The following is an 18,111-nucleotide window of genomic DNA, read 5'->3' as shown; positions in this document are numbered from 1 at the left end:
CGGCTCAGTACAAACCTTCATCGGGCGCATGGCTCAACCAGCGGCGAAGCGACAGCTCAGCACAAGCCTTCGTCATGCTCCATGCTCAACCGGGCGGTTCGAGAACGGCTCAAACTGACCGCGACCCGCCGGCCGAGCGCGTGGAGGAGCGTGCGGAGGAACGCAGCCAGAGCAGGCCGAGGATGGGGAGGATCAGCGGGACGTAACCGTAACCCTGTCCGAAATGTGACCACACGGTCTTGTCGTGGAAACGGTCCGCGTCCAGGTAGCTCCACGTACCGACGGCGAGTACACCCAACAACTCGAATCCGATCGTCGCCAGCGCGACACGCAACCGGTCGCCCATCGCCAGCGCGACAGTCGCAATGACGTAGACGACTGCCGCGAGCGCCGACAGCAGGTAAGGAAGCGGCGGGTCGGGCCAACTCTGAGCCACCTGCATGATCGAGCGCCCCGTGGCTGCCAGCGCGAAGACGCCGTAGACGGCGACGAGGATGCGTCCCGGGCCGGCGTTCGTGCGACTACCCGGCATAGCCGCCCCACAACTGAACGAGCCGCACGGTCATCACCAGCAACCCGGTCGCTGCAACCACGAGAACGCCAGTGCCCCAACGGGTTTCACGATCAGCGAAGGCCCAGAACCCGGCGATCGGAGTGGCGATGACCATCCCGATCAGATAGGCGGCGAACACACCCTTGTTCATCTGCGCATCGGCCTCGTTCCAGGTGACCAACCCGAGCACGAGCGCGAGGATCATCAGCACCTCGACCGCGCACAGCAGATAGAACAGTGCGTTGTCGATCGCACGTCCGCGAGCGGTCAGGAAGGCGCCGTACCCGGCGAGCGCGAGTAGCGCAGCGCCGAGCAGGTAGCTGAGGGGCAGGAACACCGAGCCATCGTACGAACACCGCGGTAACGCGCCGAATCCGCCGATGTCCGCGAGACGAGAATCACCTGCCGACGCACGGTTTCGGGCTGTGGGAAGTTCAGTCGCCCTCGCTATGCTGCGGACGCGTTGCGTGTGCCCCGGCACGCGTGCGCGCAGCGAGCGGTACGCCGTTCACCGGAGCCGACCGATGGAGCAGCACCTGTCATGACCGACGTCAGCAAGAACGAGTACGCGAGCGACGAGTCGCCCACCACCGACGTGCACCGGGTGGGTCCGACCCTGCCGGTGCTGAGCGACATCGCCACCGGTGCGGTGCAGTCACCGACTCCCACGGTGGAGCGCTTCGTCAACCATTTTCTGCGCGAACTGAACTTCGGTCAGGGCGTCCTGCTATCGCGTTCGACGATCAACGACCAGTACATCGCGCTGGCCAAGACGGTGCGTAAGTACATGATGGCCGATTGGCTCGACACCGGAGCCAAGCGCCGCGAGGGCGGCACCAAGACCGTCGGCTACCTGTCGGCGGAGTACCTGCTCGGTCGACAGTTGAGCAACGCCCTGCTCGCCACCGACCTGCAGGACATCGCCGCGGACGCACTGCGTGAGTGCGGCATCGACATCGCCGACCTGCGTGCACAAGAGATCGAGCCCGGCCTCGGCAACGGTGGTCTCGGCCGGCTCGCAGCCTGCTTCATCGACTCGCTCGCCACGATGGACGTGCCGTGCATCGGTTACGGAATCCGTTACGAGTACGGCATCTTCCGCCAGACCTTCGAGGACAACCGTCAGGTCGAGGTGCCAGACTCCTGGCTCTCGCTCGGCAGCCCATGGGAGTTCCCGCACCCCGAGCGCCAGGTACGCGTCGACTTCGGAGGCCGCACCGAGCAGTACACCGACGACGAGGGCCGCGAGCGCTCGCGCTGGATCCCGGGCTGGAACGTCCTCGGTATCCCCTACCACCAGATGGTTCCGGGTTTCCGCAACCACACGGTCAACACCCTGCGTCTGTGGAGCGCGAAGGCCACCCAGGCGTTCGACCTGCAGATCTTCAACTCCGGCGACTACGCCGAGGCCGTGCGCGCGCAGACCTTCGCCGAGAACATCTCCAAGGTGCTCTACCCCGAGGACTCCACCCCGCAGGGTAAGGAGTTGCGCCTGCAGCAGCAGTACTTCTTCGTCGCGTGCTCGCTGCACGACTTCATCGAGAACACGCTGCCGCAGGACTTCGACCTGCACCACCTGCCCGAGCGGATCGTCTTCCAGCTCAACGACACCCATCCGGTCATCGCGATCCCCGAGCTGATGCGGATTCTGGTCGACATCAAGGGATTCGACTGGGACGACGCGTGGGACATCACCCGGCAGTGCTTCGCCTACACCTGCCACACCCTGCTGCCCGAGGCCCTCGAGGTCTGGTCGGTGGAGCTCATGGGCAAGCTGCTGCCGCGCCACCTGGAGATCATCTACCGCATCAACAAGAACTTCCTCGAGGAAGTCGCCGAGGCCTTCGCCGGCGACGAGATGCGCATTCGTCGCATGTCGATCATCAGCGAGCACCCCGAGCGTTCGGTGCGGATGGCCTACCTGGCCACCATCGGCTCCTCGAAGGTGAACGGTGTCGCCGAACTCCACTCCCAGTTGCTGCGCGACAAGGTGCTCCCCGACTTCTCCGGTTACTGGCCGGACAAGTTCACCAATGTCACCAACGGTGTCACACCGCGCCGCTTCGTATTCCTCGCCAACCGCAAGCTGTCCGACCTGGTCACCGACGCGATCGGTGACGGTTGGGTGACCGACCTCGAGCAGTTCAAGAAGCTCGAGCCGTTTGCCGACGACCCGAACTTCCGTCAGCAGTTCGCGCAGGTTAAGCAGGCCAACAAGGAACGCCTGTACAACCTGTTGAAGGCGCGCGACGGTCTCGACCTGCCCCGCGACGCGATGCTCGACGTGATGGTCAAGCGTCTGCACGAGTACAAGCGTCAGTCGCTCAAGCTGCTGCACATCGTCTCGATGTACGACGGCATCATCTCCGGACGGGTCTCGACCGAGTCCGTCGTCCCGCGCACGTTCGTGTTCGGTGCGAAGGCGGCGCCGGGTTACCACATCGCGAAGGAGACGATCTTCCTGATCAACTCCGTCGCACAGACCATCAACGCCGACGAGCGGGTCAAGAACGTCATGTCGGTCGCCTTCCCGGCGAACTACAACGTCACGCTCGCCGAGAAGCTCATCCCGGCCGCCGACCTGTCCGAGCAGATCTCGCTCGCGGGCAAGGAGGCGTCCGGCACCGGCAACATGAAGTTCGCCCTCAACGGCGCGCTGACGATCGGCACGGACGACGGCGCGAACGTCGAGATCCGCGAACTCGTCGGCGACGACAACTTCTTCCTGTTCGGCATGGACGAGCCGCAGGTCGAGGAGCTGCGGGCGAAGGGCTACGACCCGGAGTCCTACTACCAGTCGAACGAGAACCTGCGCGCCACGATCGACTTGCTGGCGAGTGGCCACTTCACCGGCGGCGACCGCCGGCTCGCGGCGCAGTTCGTCGACAACCTGCGCACCCAGGACCCGTTCATGGCGCTGGCCGACTACCAGTCCTACCTGGACGCCCAGGCTCGGGTGGACGAGGCGTACCGCGACTCCGACGCGTGGACGCGGATGGCGATCCTCAACGTCGCGCGCACCGGGTTCTTCTCCAGCGACCGTTCGATGCGCGACTACCGCGAGCGGATCTGGAACGTCTGAGTCCACGCACTGAGCAGACGGCCCGAACAGGCCGAATGGGGGGCCCTTCACCAGCACTGGTGAAGGGCCTTTCCGATAGGTTCGGACGGTGACTTCGGCACCCACCACAACCCAGCCCCAGTCCCCTATCGGCCGCATTCCGGTCATCGGGATCAAACCCGCCGTCGAGTGCGGAGCGTTCCCCACCAAATCCGTCGTCGGCGAGGAATTCGACGTCGAGGCGACGGTCTTCCGCGAAGGCCACGACGCCGTCAACGCGTCCGTCGCGATCACCGATCCCGACGGGCGGACCACCCTGCTTCCGATGCGCTGCACCAACCCCGGTCTCGACCACTGGGTCCGCACGATCAGCGCCGACCGCCCCGGCTGGTGGAGCTACCGCGTCGAGGGTTGGAGCGACCCGTACGGCACCTGGGAACACGACGCGACGATCAAGGTCGCAGCCGGCGTCGACGTCGAGTTGATGCTCGAGGAAGGTGCGCGCGTGCTGGAACGCGCCGTGAAGCTCGACCACGACGACGCCGACCGCACCCTCCTGCAGGACGCCGTCACCACCTTGCGCGACGAGTCCAAGGAGCCCGGCGAGCGTCTGGCCGCGGGCACCGACCCGGCAGTCGTCGAGGCAATGCACCGCACCCCGTTGCGCGACGCGGTTTCCCCCAGTCGCGAGTTCGCCTGGTGGGTCGAGCGGGAGCGCGCTCTGGCCGGCGCCTGGTACGAGATCTTCCCTCGCTCGGAGGGCGCGGAGTTCGACGAGGCCACCGGCAAGTGGCGCACCGGCACCTTCCGCACCGCGATGAAGCGCCTGCCGGCGGTCGCCGCGATGGGCTTCGACGTCATCTACCTGACACCCGTCCACCCCATCGGGTCGATCAACCGCAAGGGCCCGAACAACACCCTGACCGCCGGTCCGGATGACCCCGGCTCGCCGTACGCCATCGGCAGCAAGGACGGCGGGCACGACGCCCTCAACCCCGACCTGGGTACGTGGGAGGACTTCGACGCGTTCGTCGCCGAAGCGGAGCGGCAGGGCATGGAGGTTGCGCTCGACCTTGCGTTGCAGTGCGCCCCCGACCATCCGTGGGTCACCGAACATCCGGAGTGGTTCACCACGCGCGCCGACGGCACGATCGCGTTCGCCGAGAACCCGCCGAAGAAGTACCAGGACATCTACCCGCTCAACTTCGACAACGATCCCGAGGGCATCTACGCGGAGATCCGCCGCGTCATGCAGGTGTGGATCGACCACGGGGTCAAGATCTTCAGGGTCGACAACCCGCACACCAAGCCGGTCGAGTTCTGGCAGTGGCTGATCGACGACGTCGCCAAGGACCACCCGGACGTCATCTGGCTGGCCGAGGCGTTCACGCGTCCGGCCATGATGCACACGCTCGGCAAGATCGGCTTCCAGCAGAGCTACACCTACTACGCCTGGCGCAACGAACCCGAGGAATTGCAGGAGTACGTCGAGGAGCTCGCCGGCGACGCGGCGGCCTACATGCGTCCGTCGTTCTGGCCGACGACCCACGACATCCTCACCCCGTACATGCAGTTCGGCGGTCCGACCGCCTGGAAGCTGCGGGCCGCGCTCGCCGCGACGTTGGTGCCGACGTACGGCATCTACGCCGGGTACGAGTTGATCGAACACGTCGCACGTCCGGGCGCCGAGGAACAGATCGACAACGAGAAGTACGAGTTCAAGAACCGTCATTGGGAGGACTATGAGCCCGGCGGCGCCAAGGAAGGGCAGACCCTCGCGCCCTACCTGACCCGGCTCAACCAGATCCGCCGCGATCACCCGAGCCTGCTGTGGCTGCGCAACATCACCTTTCACAAGGTCGACGACTCCTCGCTGATGGTCTTCTCCAAGAAGCGCGGCGACGACGTCGTGATCGTGGTCGCCAACCTCGACCCGCACTCCACCCGCGAGTCCTGGGTGCACCTCGACCTCGAGGCGCTGGGACTGCACGAGGGCGAGGCGTTCACGGCGCACGACCTGATCACCGACGCGCACTGGCACTGGGGCGAGCACAACTTCGTCCGCCTCGGTGTCGACGCCGAACCCGTCCACATCATCGAGCTGCGGAGGTACTGAGCACGATGAGCGTCCAGGGATTCAACCTGCAGCAGCCCGGCCTCAAGCACGACCCGCAGTGGTTCCGCAAGGCGGTCTTCTACGAGGTGCTCGTGCGCGGCTTCGGCGACTCCACCGGCAGCGGATCGGGCGACTTCACCGGTCTGCTCAACCGCCTCGACTACCTGCAGTGGCTGGGTGTCGACTGCCTGTGGCTGCCGCCGTTCTACGCCTCGCCGTTGCGCGACGGCGGCTATGACATCGCCGACTACAAGGCGATCCTGCCCGAGTTCGGCACGCTGCCGGAGTTCACCGAGTTGGTCTCGCAGGCGCACGCCCGTGGCATCCGCATCATCACCGACTTCGTGATGAACCACACCAGCGACCAGCACCCGTGGTTCCAGGCTTCACGCAGCGACCCCGAAGGTCCGTACGGCGACTACTACGTGTGGTCCGACACCGACGACAAGTACACCGAGGCGCGGATCATCTTCGTCGACACCGAGGTGTCGAACTGGACCTTCGACCCGGTGCGCCGCCAGTTCTTCTGGCACCGCTTCTTCTCCCACCAGCCGGATCTCAACTTCGAGAACCCGAAGGTGCAAGAGGAGATGTTCGACATCGTCCGGTTCTGGATGGACCTCGGCATCGACGGGTTCCGACTGGACGCGGTGCCCTACCTGTTCGAGGAGGAGGGCCACAACGGCGAGAACCACCCGAAGACCCACGAGTTCCTCGCCGAACTGCGCAAGATGGTCGACACCGAGTACCCCGGACGCGTGCTGCTCGCCGAGGCGAACCAGATGCCGCACGAGGTCGTCGACTACTTCGGCACCGAGGAAGCACCCGAGTGCCACATGTGCTTTCACTTCCCCGTCATGCCGCGGCTGTATTACTCGCTGCGGGAGGAGAAGGCCACGCCGATCATCAACGTGCTGGCCGAGACTCCACCCATCCCCAAGGGGACGCAATGGGGCACCTTCCTGCGCAACCACGACGAGTTGACGCTGGAGATGGTGACGCCGGAGGAACGGGCCGCGATGTACGGCTGGTACGCCCCCGACCCGCGGATGCGCGCCAACGTCGGCATCCGGCGACGGCTCGCCACGCTGCTCGACAACAGCCGCGCCGAGATCGAACTCATCCACGCACTGCTGCTGTCCTTGCCGGGCTCGCCATGCCTGTACTACGGCGACGAGATCGGTATGGGTGACAACATCTGGTTGGACGACCGCGATGCCGTCCGCACCCCGATGCAGTGGTCGCCCGACCGCAACGCCGGCTTCTCCACCGCCGACCCGGGCAAGTTGTACCTGCCGGTGATCAGCTCGCTGGTCTACCACCACAACAGTGTCAACGTCGAGGCGCAGATGGCGCACTCGTCCTCGCTGCTGCACTGGGTGCGCGAGATGCTCGCCATCCGCGCGCAGTACCCGGTGTTCGGTCTGGGCGATTTCGTCGTCCGCGAGACCGACAACGACACGGTGCTGGCGTTCACCCGCACGATCGCTGCCGAGGACGACCCGGACGACCAGATCTCCATCCGTTCGGTGCTCTGCCTGAACAACCTGTCGTCCAGCCCGCAGTCGGTCACCATCCAGTTGGGCTCGGAGTTCGCCGGGGCCCGACTGCGTGACCTCTTCGGCGGCGCGCACTTCCCGGTCGTCGGCGAGGACGGCAACGCCACCTTCACCCTGGGCTCACGCGACTTCTTCTGGTTGTCGCTGCGCCCTGTCGGAAGCGAGTGAACTGATACCTGATGGCCATCTTGCACAAGGCGACCCTCGAGCCGTCGAAGAACGAACTCATCGAGGCCTGGATCGGCGAGCAGCGCTGGTACACAGGCAAATCCGGCACGCCTGCGTTGTCGGTGATCGGGAGCTATCGCTTCGACGATCCTGCCGGCGAGGTCGGGGTCGAGGTGTCGCTGGTGCTCGACACCTCCGGTGCCCAGCCGACCCTGTTCCAGGTGCCGCTGACCTACCGTGGCGCCCCACTGGAGGGTGCAGAGCGCGCACTGGTCGGCACCACCGAACACTCGACCCTGGGCACGCGCTGGGTGTATGACGGCTGCAACGACCCGGTGTTCGTCACCGCGCTGCTGGAAACGATCGTGACCGGCGGCCGGCACGCCGATGTGCAGTTCGAGGAGGGCACGCAGGATCGTCCGCAGGGTGTCTTGCCCGCGTCGGTTCGGGTGCAGGGCAGCGGTACTCGCGGCCGCAGGATGCCGACCGTGGTCCGCACCAAGGTGTTGTCGGGTGAGCAGTCGAACACCTCGATGATCATCGACACCGAGGACCGCGCCGGCGATCGACGCACCGTCATCGTGAAGCTGTTCCGCGTGCTGCAGGACGGCCTCAACCCGGACGTCGTGTTGCAATCGGCGATCTCCGCCGAGGGCTCGAATCGGGTGCCCGCGACTATCGGCTATCTCACCGGCCAGTGGCCGGACAACACGATCGGCACCGGACACGCCGCCGGTCACCTGGCGTTCGTGCAGGAATTCCTGCCCGACGTCCGGGACGCGTGGCGCGAGGCACTCGAGGCCGCCGAGGCAGGCACCGACTGGTCGGCGAACGCCCGGGCTCTGGGCGTCGCGACCGCCGAGGTGCACACCGTGCTCGCCGATGCGATGCCGACCGCGACGGTCACTTCGGCGCGGGCTGAATCAGTCGTCGCCGAGATGCGCCGCCGGTTCGACGTCGCGGCGCGCGTGCACTCCGACATCAACCGGCACCGTGCTCGCTTCGAGCAACTGCTCGACAGCGCGAAGGACGCGAACTGGCCTGCGCTGCAACGTATTCACGGCGACTACCACCTGGGCCAGGTGCTCGACGTACCGAACCGCGGATGGGTGCTGCTCGACTTCGAAGGCGAGCCACTACGTCCGCTGCGCGACCGCAACAACCTCGACTGCCCGCTGCGCGATGTCGCGGGGATGCTTCGTTCGTTCGACTACGCCGCCGCCTCCGTCGACGGTGACCGGGCCGACTGGGCCGCCGCCTGCCGGGACGCCTTCCTGGCCGGCTACGAAGAAGCGTCCGGTGTCCGCCTGGCCGATCACGCGCCACTCGTCACCGTCTTCGAGGCCGACAAGGCCGCGTACGAGGTGCTCTACGAAGCACAGAACCGTCCGACCTGGTTGCCGATCCCGGTAGGCGCGCTCGACCGTCTGCTCGCAGACAACTCCACCGACTCGGCCGCGCCCGCCGACGGCACCGCGTCCGTCATCAACAGCGAGGAGACTGCTGTGAACTCCGATACCGATACCGTCGATCGGCCGGCCCCGCCGCGCCTCGACCCCGACGCCGCAGCGGCGGTGCTGCGTGGCGTGCACACCGACCCGCACAGCATCCTGGGTGGTCAGCGCGATGAGAACGGTGTGTACGTCCGGGCGCTGCGTCCGCTCGCAAGGACCGTCGAGGTACAACTCGAGGACGGTTCGCGCGTCCCGATGGAGCACGACACCGACGGCATCTGGTCGGCGCGCATCGACGGCGACCAGGAACCCGACTACCGCATCGTCACCACCTACGAGGACGGCGTCGAGCACGTCGCCGACGACTCGTTCCGCTTCCTGCCCACTCTGGGTGAGATGGACCTGCACCTGCTCGGCGAAGGCCGTCACGAGGAACTCTGGAACATCCTCGGTGCCCACGTTCGCACCTACGACGGTCCGGCCGGGAAGGTCACCGGTACCTCGTTCGCCGTGTGGGCCCCGAATGCGTTGGGTGTCAGGGTGATCGGCGACTTCAACCAGTGGGACGGTTACGCCCATCCGATGCGTCGACTCGGCGGCACCGGTGTCTGGGAGATCTTCGTCCCCGGTGTCGGTGCGGGTACCCGGTACAAGTTCTCCGTGCTGTGCGCCGACCGCGTCTGGCGCAGCAAGTCCGACCCGATGGCGCAGCAGGCCGAGACCGCTCCGGCGACGGCGTCCATCGTCGTCGACTCGCACTACGAGTGGCAGGACGAACAGTGGCTCGCGCACCGCCTCGAGAACGACCCGCACGACGGCCCGATGAGCATCTACGAGGTGCACCTGGGTTCGTGGCGTCAGGGCATGAGCTACCGCGACATGGCCGAGCACCTAGTCAACTACGTGAAGGACCTCGGCTTCACGCACGTCGAGTTCATGCCCGTGATGGAGCACCCGTACCCGCCGTCGTGGGGCTACCACGTGACCGGTTACTACGCCGTGAACTCCCGCTTCGGCTCGCCCGACGACTTCAAATACCTGGTGGACTCGTTGCACCGCAACGGAATCGGCGTGATCCTCGACTGGGTGCCAGGTCACTTCGCGACCGACGAGTGGGCGTTGGCGAAGTTCGACGGCACCGCGCTGTACGAGCACCCCGACCCCCGCAAGGGCTGGCACAACGAGTGGGGCTCCTACATCTTCGACTTCGGTCGCCCGCAGGTGCGCAACTTCCTGGTCGCCAACGCAATCTTCTGGTTGCAGGAGTTCCACGCCGACGGTCTGCGCGTCGACGGTGTGGCTTCGATGCTCTACCTCGACTACTCGCGCAATCCCGGCGAGTGGATCCCGAACAAGTACGGCGGCCGCGAGAACCTCGAAGCAGTCCAACTGCTGCAGGAGACGAACGCGACCGCGTACCGGCGTGTGCCGGGCACGGTGATGATCGCCGAGGAGTCGACCTCCTGGCCCGGCGTCACCAAGCCGACCAGCGCCGACGGCCTCGGCTTCGGGTTCAAGTGGAACATGGGCTGGATGCACGACACCCTCGACTACTTCGCCGAGGCCCCGATCAACCGCGGTCATCACCACCACAAGCTGACCTTCGGTCTGGTGTACGCGTTCAGCGAGCAGTTCGTGCTGCCGATCAGCCACGACGAGGTCGTGCACGGCAAGGGCTCGCTGCTGCGCAAGATGCCCGGTGATCGCTGGCAGCAGTTGGCGAACCTGCGGGCACTGCTCGGCCACATGTGGGCCCACCCCGGCAAGCAACTGCTGTTCATGGGTTCGGAGTTCGCACAGGAGTCGGAGTGGGCCGACGGCCGCAGCCTCGACTGGTGGCTGCTTGACCAGCCTGCTCACTGGGGCGTGCACGCCCTGGTGAAGGACCTCAACCGCGTCTACAAGGAGCACGAAGCGCTCTGGGGCCAGGACAACAAGGGCGAGGGTTTCCGTTGGGTCAATGCCGACGACGAGTCGGGCAACACCTACTCCTACCTGCGTCTGGGACGCGGTGTCGAGCAGGAGCGTGACGTCCTGCTGGCGATCACCAATTTCTCCGGCGTCGAGCACGCCGACAAGCGAGTCGGGTTGCCCCGCAAGGGGATCTGGCGCGAGGTGCTCAACACCGACGCCGCTCACTACGGCGGCGGCGGGCGCGGCAACCTCGGTGCCGTCGAGGCGACCGAAGAACCGTTCGACGGTCTGCCATACTCGGCGACGATCACCCTCCCGCCGCTGTCGACGCTGTGGTTCGTGGCTCCCGCGGCGGACGCCGACGACGCCACTGAACAGCGCACCGTGGCCGATGACACACAACCGGTGACGACAGCGGACGAGGGCGCGCAGCTGGTGGCCGGAGCCGTAGTCGGTTCGGGCGACGACTCCGAGTCCGTCCAGGTCGACCAGATCTCCCAACCCGAACCCACCGAGGGCAACAACCTCGACGACTCCGGGACGACGTCCGTGAAGTCCACCGATGTCGGATAGCCGGCATACCCGGCCATAACCCGGGAAGTGCCGACAGAGATCGCTCGTACCGAATCCGGTCCGGGCAATCTCTCTCTCCCGGAAGGCGTTTCAATGCACCTGTCCCGCCGTCAGTTCGCAGCACTCGTCACCGCCGGGGCCGGTGCGAGCACGATCGGTTCGGTCTCGGCCGCGTCCGCTGCCGGCAGGACACGTCCGCCTCGGTTGATCGGCCTGACGACGTCGGCCGTGCGCCCGCACACACGGGCGCACGGCTGACAGACTGAAGGCATGAGCCACGAACGCGCGGGCCAGGTTGCCCAGTCCTCGGATCTGACCGACATCGACGCTCTCGTCCGGGCGTACTACGACGTGTCGCCCGACCCGGAGAACGTCGACCAGCAGGTGGTGTTCGGCACCTCCGGGCACCGCGGGTCGTCGCTGAAGGGTGCGTTCAACGAGGCGCACATCCTCGCGACCACACAGGCGATCGCCGACTACCGCCGAGACAAGGGCTACGACGGGCCGCTGTTCATCGGCCGTGACACCCACGGTCTGTCCGAACCCGCGTGGGCGACGGCGCTCGAGGTGCTCGTCGCGAACGACGTCGAGGTGCTGGTGGACGACCGCGACGGTTTCACTCCGACCCCCGCTGTCTCCCACGCGATCCTGCGCGCCAACGGCGGTCGCACCACGGGCCCGGGTCTGGCCGACGGCATCGTGGTGACGCCCTCGCACAACCCGCCCGCCGACGGCGGCTTCAAGTACAACCCTCCGCATGGTGGACCCGCCGACAGCGATGCCACCAAGGTCATCGCCGCAGCCGCCAACGATTACCTGAAGGCCGGCCTCGACGGTGTGCGCCGCACGGCCGACGCCCGTTCTGCCGCAAAGGGATACGACTTCCTCGGCACCTACGTCGACGACCTGCCCAACGTCATCGACATCGAAGCGATCCGCAATGCCGGCGTCCGGATCGGCGCCGACCCGCTCGGCGGCGCGTCGGTCGCGTACTGGTCCGAGATCGCCGAACGCCACGGTCTCGACCTGACCGTCGTCAACCCGGACGTCGACCCGGCCTGGCCGTTCATGACGCTCGACTGGGACGGCAAGATCCGCATGGACTGCTCCTCCCCCTACGCGATGGCGTCCCTAATCGCCCAACGCGACACGTACGACATCGCCACCGGCAACGATGCCGACTCCGACCGGCACGGCATCGTCACTCCGGACGCCGGGCTGATGAACCCGAACCACTACCTGGCCGTCGCGATCCAGTACCTCTACGGCGGAGCGCGGCCGAACTGGAAGAGCGACCGGGTCGGCAAGACCCTCGTGTCGTCGTCCATGATCGACCGCGTCGTCGCGTCGATCGGTGCGACCCTGTGGGAGGTGCCGGTCGGCTTCAAGTGGTTCGTGCCCGGCCTGCTCGACGGCTCCGTCGGCTTCGGTGGCGAGGAATCCGCCGGTGCGTCCTTCCTGCGCATGGACGGCACCGTCTGGACCACCGACAAGGACGGCATCCTGCTGGCGCTGCTCGCCTCGGAGATCCAGGCTGTCACCGGCAAGAGCCCCAGCGTGCACTACGCCGAGCTCACCGAGAAGTTCGGCGCACCTGCCTACGAGCGCATCGACGCACCGGCCGATCGTGAGCAGAAGGCGAAGCTCGGGGCCCTCTCCCCCGACGACGTCCCTGCGGATTCCGTTGCAGGAGAGCCGATCACCGCGAAGTTGACCGAGGCCCCGGGCAACGGTGCGGCGATCGGAGGACTCAAGGTCGTCACCGAGAGCTCGTGGTTCGCCGCGCGTCCGTCGGGCACCGAGGACGTCTACAAGATCTACGCCGAGTCGTTCAAGGGTGCCGACCACCTCAAGCGGGTGCAGGACGAGGCCAAGCAGATCGTCGATACCGCCCTCGGCTCCTGAGCGAAAGTCCGCAGAACTCGCGGGTCGATTGAGCAAACCCGCGGACACTGCGTTCGCGACCGTCCGCACGACTCGCGGGTCACCCCCGCGAGCCTGAGGACTTTCGGTACTGGAATGGTTGGAAACGTGAGTGAGCAAGGACGCCTGTTCGTCATCGCCGGCATCCCCGGTGCCGGCAAGACCACCGTCGGACGGGCGCTGGCGCGGGCACTGCCCAAAGCGGTGTTCGTCGACGGCGACCTGATCGGCGACACCGTGGTCAGCGGCAAGGAAGTGATCTCGGAGCCACCGAGCATCGAAGCGATCGAGCAGCTGCTGCTGCGGTACGCCGGAGCCCTGACCCTCGCCGACGTCTACCGGTCCGCGGGATTCGACGCGGTGATCGCCGACGACATCATCGGTGACCGTCTCGACGACTTCCTCGAGCTCGCCGAACCCGAACCGGTCCATCTGGTCGTACTGCATCCCTGTGCTGACGTCGTTGGGGAGCGATCACCCGTGCGCGACCAGAGCATTCCTGACGACGGTCTCACCACGCTCGATCACTGGAACGTCCTCGAGCACCAGACCGGCCGCCTCGGGCTGTGGCTCGACACCAGCACGATGTCGAATGCGATGGCCGTCACCACGATCCTGCGTAATCTCGACCAAGCACTCATCGTCGCCGACACCGACTGACGGGAGCGCCCGCGAACCTACTACTTCTCGGCCGAACCCACCGAGTGGGCTCAGTAGATTCGGTCCCGATCAGTGGGCTCGCGAAGATCAGCCGAGGATCTTGGCCTCGTCCTTGGCCCACAGACCGGTCAGCCCGCGGAAGTGGCCGAGGAACTTCTCGTGCTCGTGCGGCGGGTAGGTCGACTTGACCGTCTCGACCAGCAGCCGGTCGAAGTCGTCCGAGAGCACCCAATCGAGCACCATCTCATCGACGTGGCCGAGGCTCTGCTCGCAGAATTCGCGGTACTTCTCGGTCTCGAAGTGCTCGTCGGCCAGTTGCTGGTAGCGCTCCAGCTTCGCCTTGTACGGAACATCCTTGTCGGCGACCTCGAACCACGGCTCGGTGTCGACCAGTGTCTTCGCCTTGCGCCCGGTGACCATGCAGAAGATCGACCACTTCAGCAGCGACTTGATCGCCCACGGGAAGTAGTAGTGCAGCGAGGTGATCGCGACGTCCGGGCAGGCGTTGGCGTAGTCGATCGGGTACACGACTCCGTCCTTGACCAACATCTCGCAGCTGTTGAACTCCCAGCGGAAGAACGCGTTGACCGTCTGCGCGATCGTGCGGGCCTCGGCGCCGACCTCCGGCGACAGGAAGTCGTAGGCGACTTCGTAGCGGTTGTGCATCGGCTCGTCCGGCCGGAACTTCATCACCATCGTCTCCGGCCCGATGGTGAGCGCCCGGGCAAACACCTCGTAACCGTCGACGGCCTTCTGCAGGTGCATCAGCATCTCGCCGGACTCGTCGTACGCCGCGTGCAGATCGCGCTCGTCACGGATCATCGACACACCGCGCCAGGCACCGCCGTCGAACGGCTTCATGAACATCGGGTAACCGAGTTCGGCAGCAACCGAGTCGAGGTCGAAGGACCGGTTGTACTTGCTGGACGTGTACGCCCAACGGACGTTGTCTAGCGGGTTCTTGTACGGCACCAGGACGGTCTCGGGCACGTTCATACCCATGCGCATCAACGCGCAATACGCCGCGTGCTTCTCCATCGCCTGGAAGGTGAACGGGCTGTTCATCAGGTAGACGTCGTCCATCAGCGCGACCTTCTTCAGCCACTCGCGCGGGTGGTAGTACCAGTGCGCGAGCCGGTCGATGACAAGGTCGGTGCGCGGACGATCGCGCAGGTTGAACGGCTCGATCGTCATCCGCTCCGTGCGGATGTCGTGCGTCGTCCCGTCGGGTGCGGTGATCGGGCCGACCCGGCGCACGAGTTCCTCGAACGCCTGGGGCCAGTCCTCTTCCGCGCCGAGCAGCAGACCGATGAGGTGTTCGGACATTCGATGTCTCCTTCGTCGAGGCGGTGGTCAGCAGAAGCGGGGCAGGTGATGGGCCAACTGCTTCTGCCACCAGGGCCAGTCGTGGGCGCTGTCGTGGCCCCATACATCAAGCTCGTGGGGAATTGCCTTGCGTTCCAACAGTTCGGCGAATTCACGGGTCGAGGGAAGGGACCGGGTCGGGTGCCATTCGAAGGGGCCCTCTCCGACGACCAGGAGCACGGACGCGTGCTGCCGGATCCAGTCGAGATGCTCACCTTCCATTCCGGCGACGTAATGCATCGGGTTCGCGAAGTACGTCGCGTCACCGGTTTCGCCCCACCCGTGCCAGGTCGTGACGTCGTAGTTGCCCGAGAGTCCGATGCCGAGGCTGACCGCCTGCGCGTGCGTCAGTGCGAAGTGCACCGCGTGGAAGGCGCCCATCGAGACACCGACGGTGATCATCGGCAGCCGTGTGCCGAGCTGCTGCTCGATGTAGGGCAGCACAGCCTGCTCCAGCCACCGGTTGTACACCTGGTGGCGAAGCGCACGTTTCTCGGTGGGGTGCTCGTCGGCCGACCAACTCCACCCGTCGAGGGAGTCCACACAGAAGAAGCTGACCCGCCCGGCATCGACGAGGTCCTGCACGGCCGCGACCATGCCGTTGTTCGCGAAGTCCTCCGCCCGGCCGGCCTCACTCGGGAAGACGAGCACGGGACGACCGAAGTGGCCATGGCGGATCACACCGAGTGACTCCTCGGCGCCGGGGACCTGGAGTTCGACGCGCTCACCTGACACGTGTGTCATCCAACCGCACTCCACGCCTCGCGCAAGAGGTTCGGCAACATCGGGTCGAGACTGTCGCGCCAACCGGTCCAGTTGTGCAGGTCGTTGAACCTCTCGTACGCCACGTCCCAACCGCTGTTCATCAGCCCGAGGGCGAGTGGCGTGTTGAGCCGTTCGTTGCCTTCACGGGCACCGCAGACCATCCCGATGTGCAGATCGTTGCGGACGGTGGTCGCGCTGATGCCGGCGACCTCCCTCGTGATGCGGTCGAACCAGCGGAATGCGTTGTCGCTCTTGTCGATCCGTGCGTCGAAGAACGATCCGGACTGGCTGAACACCACACCGACGCGGGGATCACGCATGCCCACGAGCATCGAGGTGAGCCCGCCGAGACTGGCGCCGGCGACGGCTACCGGCGCGTCGCTGGGAAAGCGTTCCTGCAGCGCGCCGAGCGCGCGTCGAACCGTCCGCAGGTAACCGGGCGAACCGGAGTACCACTGCATCCGGCGGGGTGCGTCGGCGAGCACGATCCGAAATGCGGGAAGGGTGCCTGCGGCGATGTGCGACCCCGCCCATCGGTCGATCCGGGCGTGGTCGAGATAGCCCGAGCCGTCGTGGCACCACAGCACCGGCGCCGGGTCACGAGACCGCAGTCCGGACGGTGTCCACATTCGCACCGCGAGAGGGGCGGCGAGGGCGCTGGGGAGTTCGAGCGTCGTCAGCCGTCCGCGTGTCGCGGGTGCGCTCAACCAACCTGGTTCCCGGTAGTCGCTGCGATGCCACACCGAACGCGGACCGAAGTCGGTCTCGACGACGTCGTAGTCCGGATGGAGCACCCTCCTGCCGCGGCGTCCGACGCCGAAGGCGAACTCCAACCGCTGGATTCCGTCGGGCGAGACCGTGCGCTCCCACCCTCCGTCGACGAACCGGCACGGCCCCCCGACCGGGCCCGCGTCCAGGCTGACCTGCGACCAGCGTCGGTCGGGGTCGGGCAGGCGAAACGTGGGCACGGGTCTCGGGCCCGATCAGTACAAAGCCGACATCAACGACGTGCGCGCCTTCTTCACCCGCGGGTCGGTCGCACCGACGACATCGAAGAGGCCGATGAGATGTTCGCGGGCCTGGTTGCGCTCGTCGCCGGAGGTGGCCTTCACCAGGTCGATCAACCGGGCGAACGCGTCCTCGATGTGACCTCCGAGGACGTCGAGATCGGCGACCGTGGTCTGCTTGGCGACGTCGGTCGGAGCGTCGGCGGCAGCAGCCCGTGCCTGCTGCAGATCGACACCCTCGGTGCGCTTCAGCAGGGTCACTTGACCCATTCCCAGGCGAGCGTCCTCGTCGTCCGGATTCGCCTGCAGCGCAGCCTGATAGGCGGCGATAGCGGCGTCATAGTCACCGGTCTCGATGGCCTCGTACGCCTTCTCGTGATGCTCGTTCAGGGGCTCTTCCTCGGCATCGTCCGGCTCGGGAGCATCTGCAGCGCCCTGGACGCGACCGGTGATGCCGTTCTGCTGGGCAGCCTGCAACACCTGGTCGAGCACCGCGCGGACGTTCTCGTCGGACTGCTCCCCGACGTACAACGGCAGCGGCTGACCGCCGATGATCGCGAGCACCATCGGTACCTGTTGCACCTGCAGGGCCTGACGCAGTTGCAGGGCCTGCGTGATGTCGGCGACCGCGAGCAGCAATTGTCCGCCGTAGCTGTTCACGATCGCAGCGAGCGCGTCGACGTGCGCACGGCTCTGCGGCTGGCTCGAGGACCACAGCGCGAGCAGAACAGGCACCTGCATCGAGCGCTGGGCGGCGTCGTTGAAGCTACGGTCATCGACCTCGACGACGTACGAGCCGCCCGCTGCCGAGGTCGGGGCGCCGGCGGGCGGTGCCGCCGGGCGAGCAGGCTTGGCGAGAGCGGACAGGTCGACCGCGCCGCGCAGAGCGGCAGCGTTGAGCGGATTGTTGGACATGCGCCCATTGTGACCGATCCACAGGTGCCGATCAGATGGGCATCCCGCGGATCCACTCCATCCGTCCGTCGTCAAGGT

General features: G+C 66.4%; 13 protein-coding genes. 7 read left to right on the top strand and 6 right to left on the bottom strand.

Annotated elements, in window-relative coordinates:
* Nucleotides 1–109: 109 nt before the first annotated feature.
* Entirely contained in the window at nucleotides 110–532 is a 423-nt protein-coding gene (locus FB459_RS06715) for a hypothetical protein (RefSeq protein ID WP_141927909.1), read from the bottom strand.
* Entirely contained in the window at nucleotides 522–890 is a 369-nt protein-coding gene (locus FB459_RS06710; protein WP_141927908.1) for a hypothetical protein, read from the bottom strand. The genes FB459_RS06715 and FB459_RS06710 overlap by 11 nt, the downstream gene beginning before the upstream one ends.
* A 204-nt stretch (nucleotides 891–1,094) precedes the next feature.
* Here FB459_RS06710 and FB459_RS06705 point away from each other — a divergent pair, with 204 nt between their 5' ends.
* The 7 genes from FB459_RS06705 to FB459_RS06680 all read left to right on the top strand — a co-directional run bounded on the left by FB459_RS06705 (nucleotide 1,095) and on the right by FB459_RS06680 (nucleotide 13,981).
* Entirely contained in the window at nucleotides 1,095–3,635 is a 2,541-nt protein-coding gene (locus FB459_RS06705; RefSeq protein WP_141927907.1) for a glycogen/starch/alpha-glucan phosphorylase, read from the top strand.
* 88 nt (nucleotides 3,636–3,723) lie between these two features.
* Complete coding sequence (locus FB459_RS06700; protein WP_141927906.1) at nucleotides 3,724–5,730, top strand: alpha-1,4-glucan--maltose-1-phosphate maltosyltransferase; 2,007 nt, start codon at nucleotides 3,724–3,726, stop codon at nucleotides 5,728–5,730.
* 5 nt (nucleotides 5,731–5,735) lie between these two features.
* Nucleotides 5,736–7,457, top strand: a complete 1,722-nt coding sequence (treS, locus tag FB459_RS06695; protein ID WP_141927905.1) for a maltose alpha-D-glucosyltransferase — start codon at nucleotides 5,736–5,738, stop codon at nucleotides 7,455–7,457.
* A gap of 11 nt (nucleotides 7,458–7,468) precedes the next feature.
* Nucleotides 7,469–11,398, top strand: a complete 3,930-nt coding sequence (gene glgB, locus FB459_RS06690) for a 1,4-alpha-glucan branching protein GlgB (RefSeq protein ID WP_141927904.1) — start codon at nucleotides 7,469–7,471, stop codon at nucleotides 11,396–11,398.
* 93 nt (nucleotides 11,399–11,491) lie between these two features.
* Nucleotides 11,492–11,656, top strand: a complete 165-nt coding sequence (locus FB459_RS17220) for a hypothetical protein (protein ID WP_170221762.1) — start codon at nucleotides 11,492–11,494, stop codon at nucleotides 11,654–11,656.
* Between the two features lie 12 nt (nucleotides 11,657–11,668).
* A complete protein-coding gene (gene pgm / locus FB459_RS06685) occupies nucleotides 11,669–13,303 on the top strand; it encodes a phosphoglucomutase (alpha-D-glucose-1,6-bisphosphate-dependent) (RefSeq protein ID WP_141927903.1) in 1,635 nt (544 codons plus the stop codon).
* Between the two features lie 126 nt (nucleotides 13,304–13,429).
* On the top strand, nucleotides 13,430–13,981 hold the full coding sequence (locus FB459_RS06680) for an AAA family ATPase (RefSeq protein ID WP_170221759.1): 552 nt from the start codon (nucleotides 13,430–13,432) through the stop codon (nucleotides 13,979–13,981).
* A gap of 87 nt (nucleotides 13,982–14,068) precedes the next feature.
* Here FB459_RS06680 and FB459_RS06675 read toward each other — a convergent pair whose 3' ends face one another.
* From FB459_RS06675 to FB459_RS06660, 4 genes are read right to left on the bottom strand one after another with little or no spacing between them, the layout of a single operon-like run.
* Nucleotides 14,069–15,307: an ATP-grasp domain-containing protein gene (locus FB459_RS06675; protein WP_141927901.1), complete on the bottom strand. Its 1,239-nt coding sequence runs from the start codon at nucleotides 15,305–15,307 to the stop codon at nucleotides 14,069–14,071.
* A 27-nt stretch (nucleotides 15,308–15,334) separates the two neighbouring features.
* Entirely contained in the window at nucleotides 15,335–16,090 is a 756-nt protein-coding gene (locus FB459_RS06670; RefSeq protein WP_141927900.1) for an esterase family protein, read from the bottom strand.
* A complete protein-coding gene (locus FB459_RS06665; RefSeq protein WP_141927899.1) occupies nucleotides 16,087–17,079 on the bottom strand; it encodes an alpha/beta hydrolase in 993 nt (330 codons plus the stop codon). The genes FB459_RS06670 and FB459_RS06665 overlap by 4 nt, the downstream gene beginning before the upstream one ends.
* Before the next feature lie 15 nt (nucleotides 17,080–17,094).
* Nucleotides 17,095–18,033 (bottom strand): tetratricopeptide repeat protein, encoded by a 939-nt coding sequence (locus tag FB459_RS06660; protein ID WP_141927898.1) that lies wholly within the window; start codon nucleotides 18,031–18,033, stop codon nucleotides 17,095–17,097.
* Between the last annotated feature and the right edge of the window lie 78 nt (nucleotides 18,034–18,111).

Origin of the sequence: Yimella lutea (assembly GCF_006715095.1) — a bacterium.
GTDB classification, from domain to species: Bacteria; Actinomycetota; Actinomycetes; order Actinomycetales; family Dermatophilaceae; genus Yimella; species Yimella lutea.
This window is presented reverse-complemented; position numbering and strand designations above follow the sequence as displayed.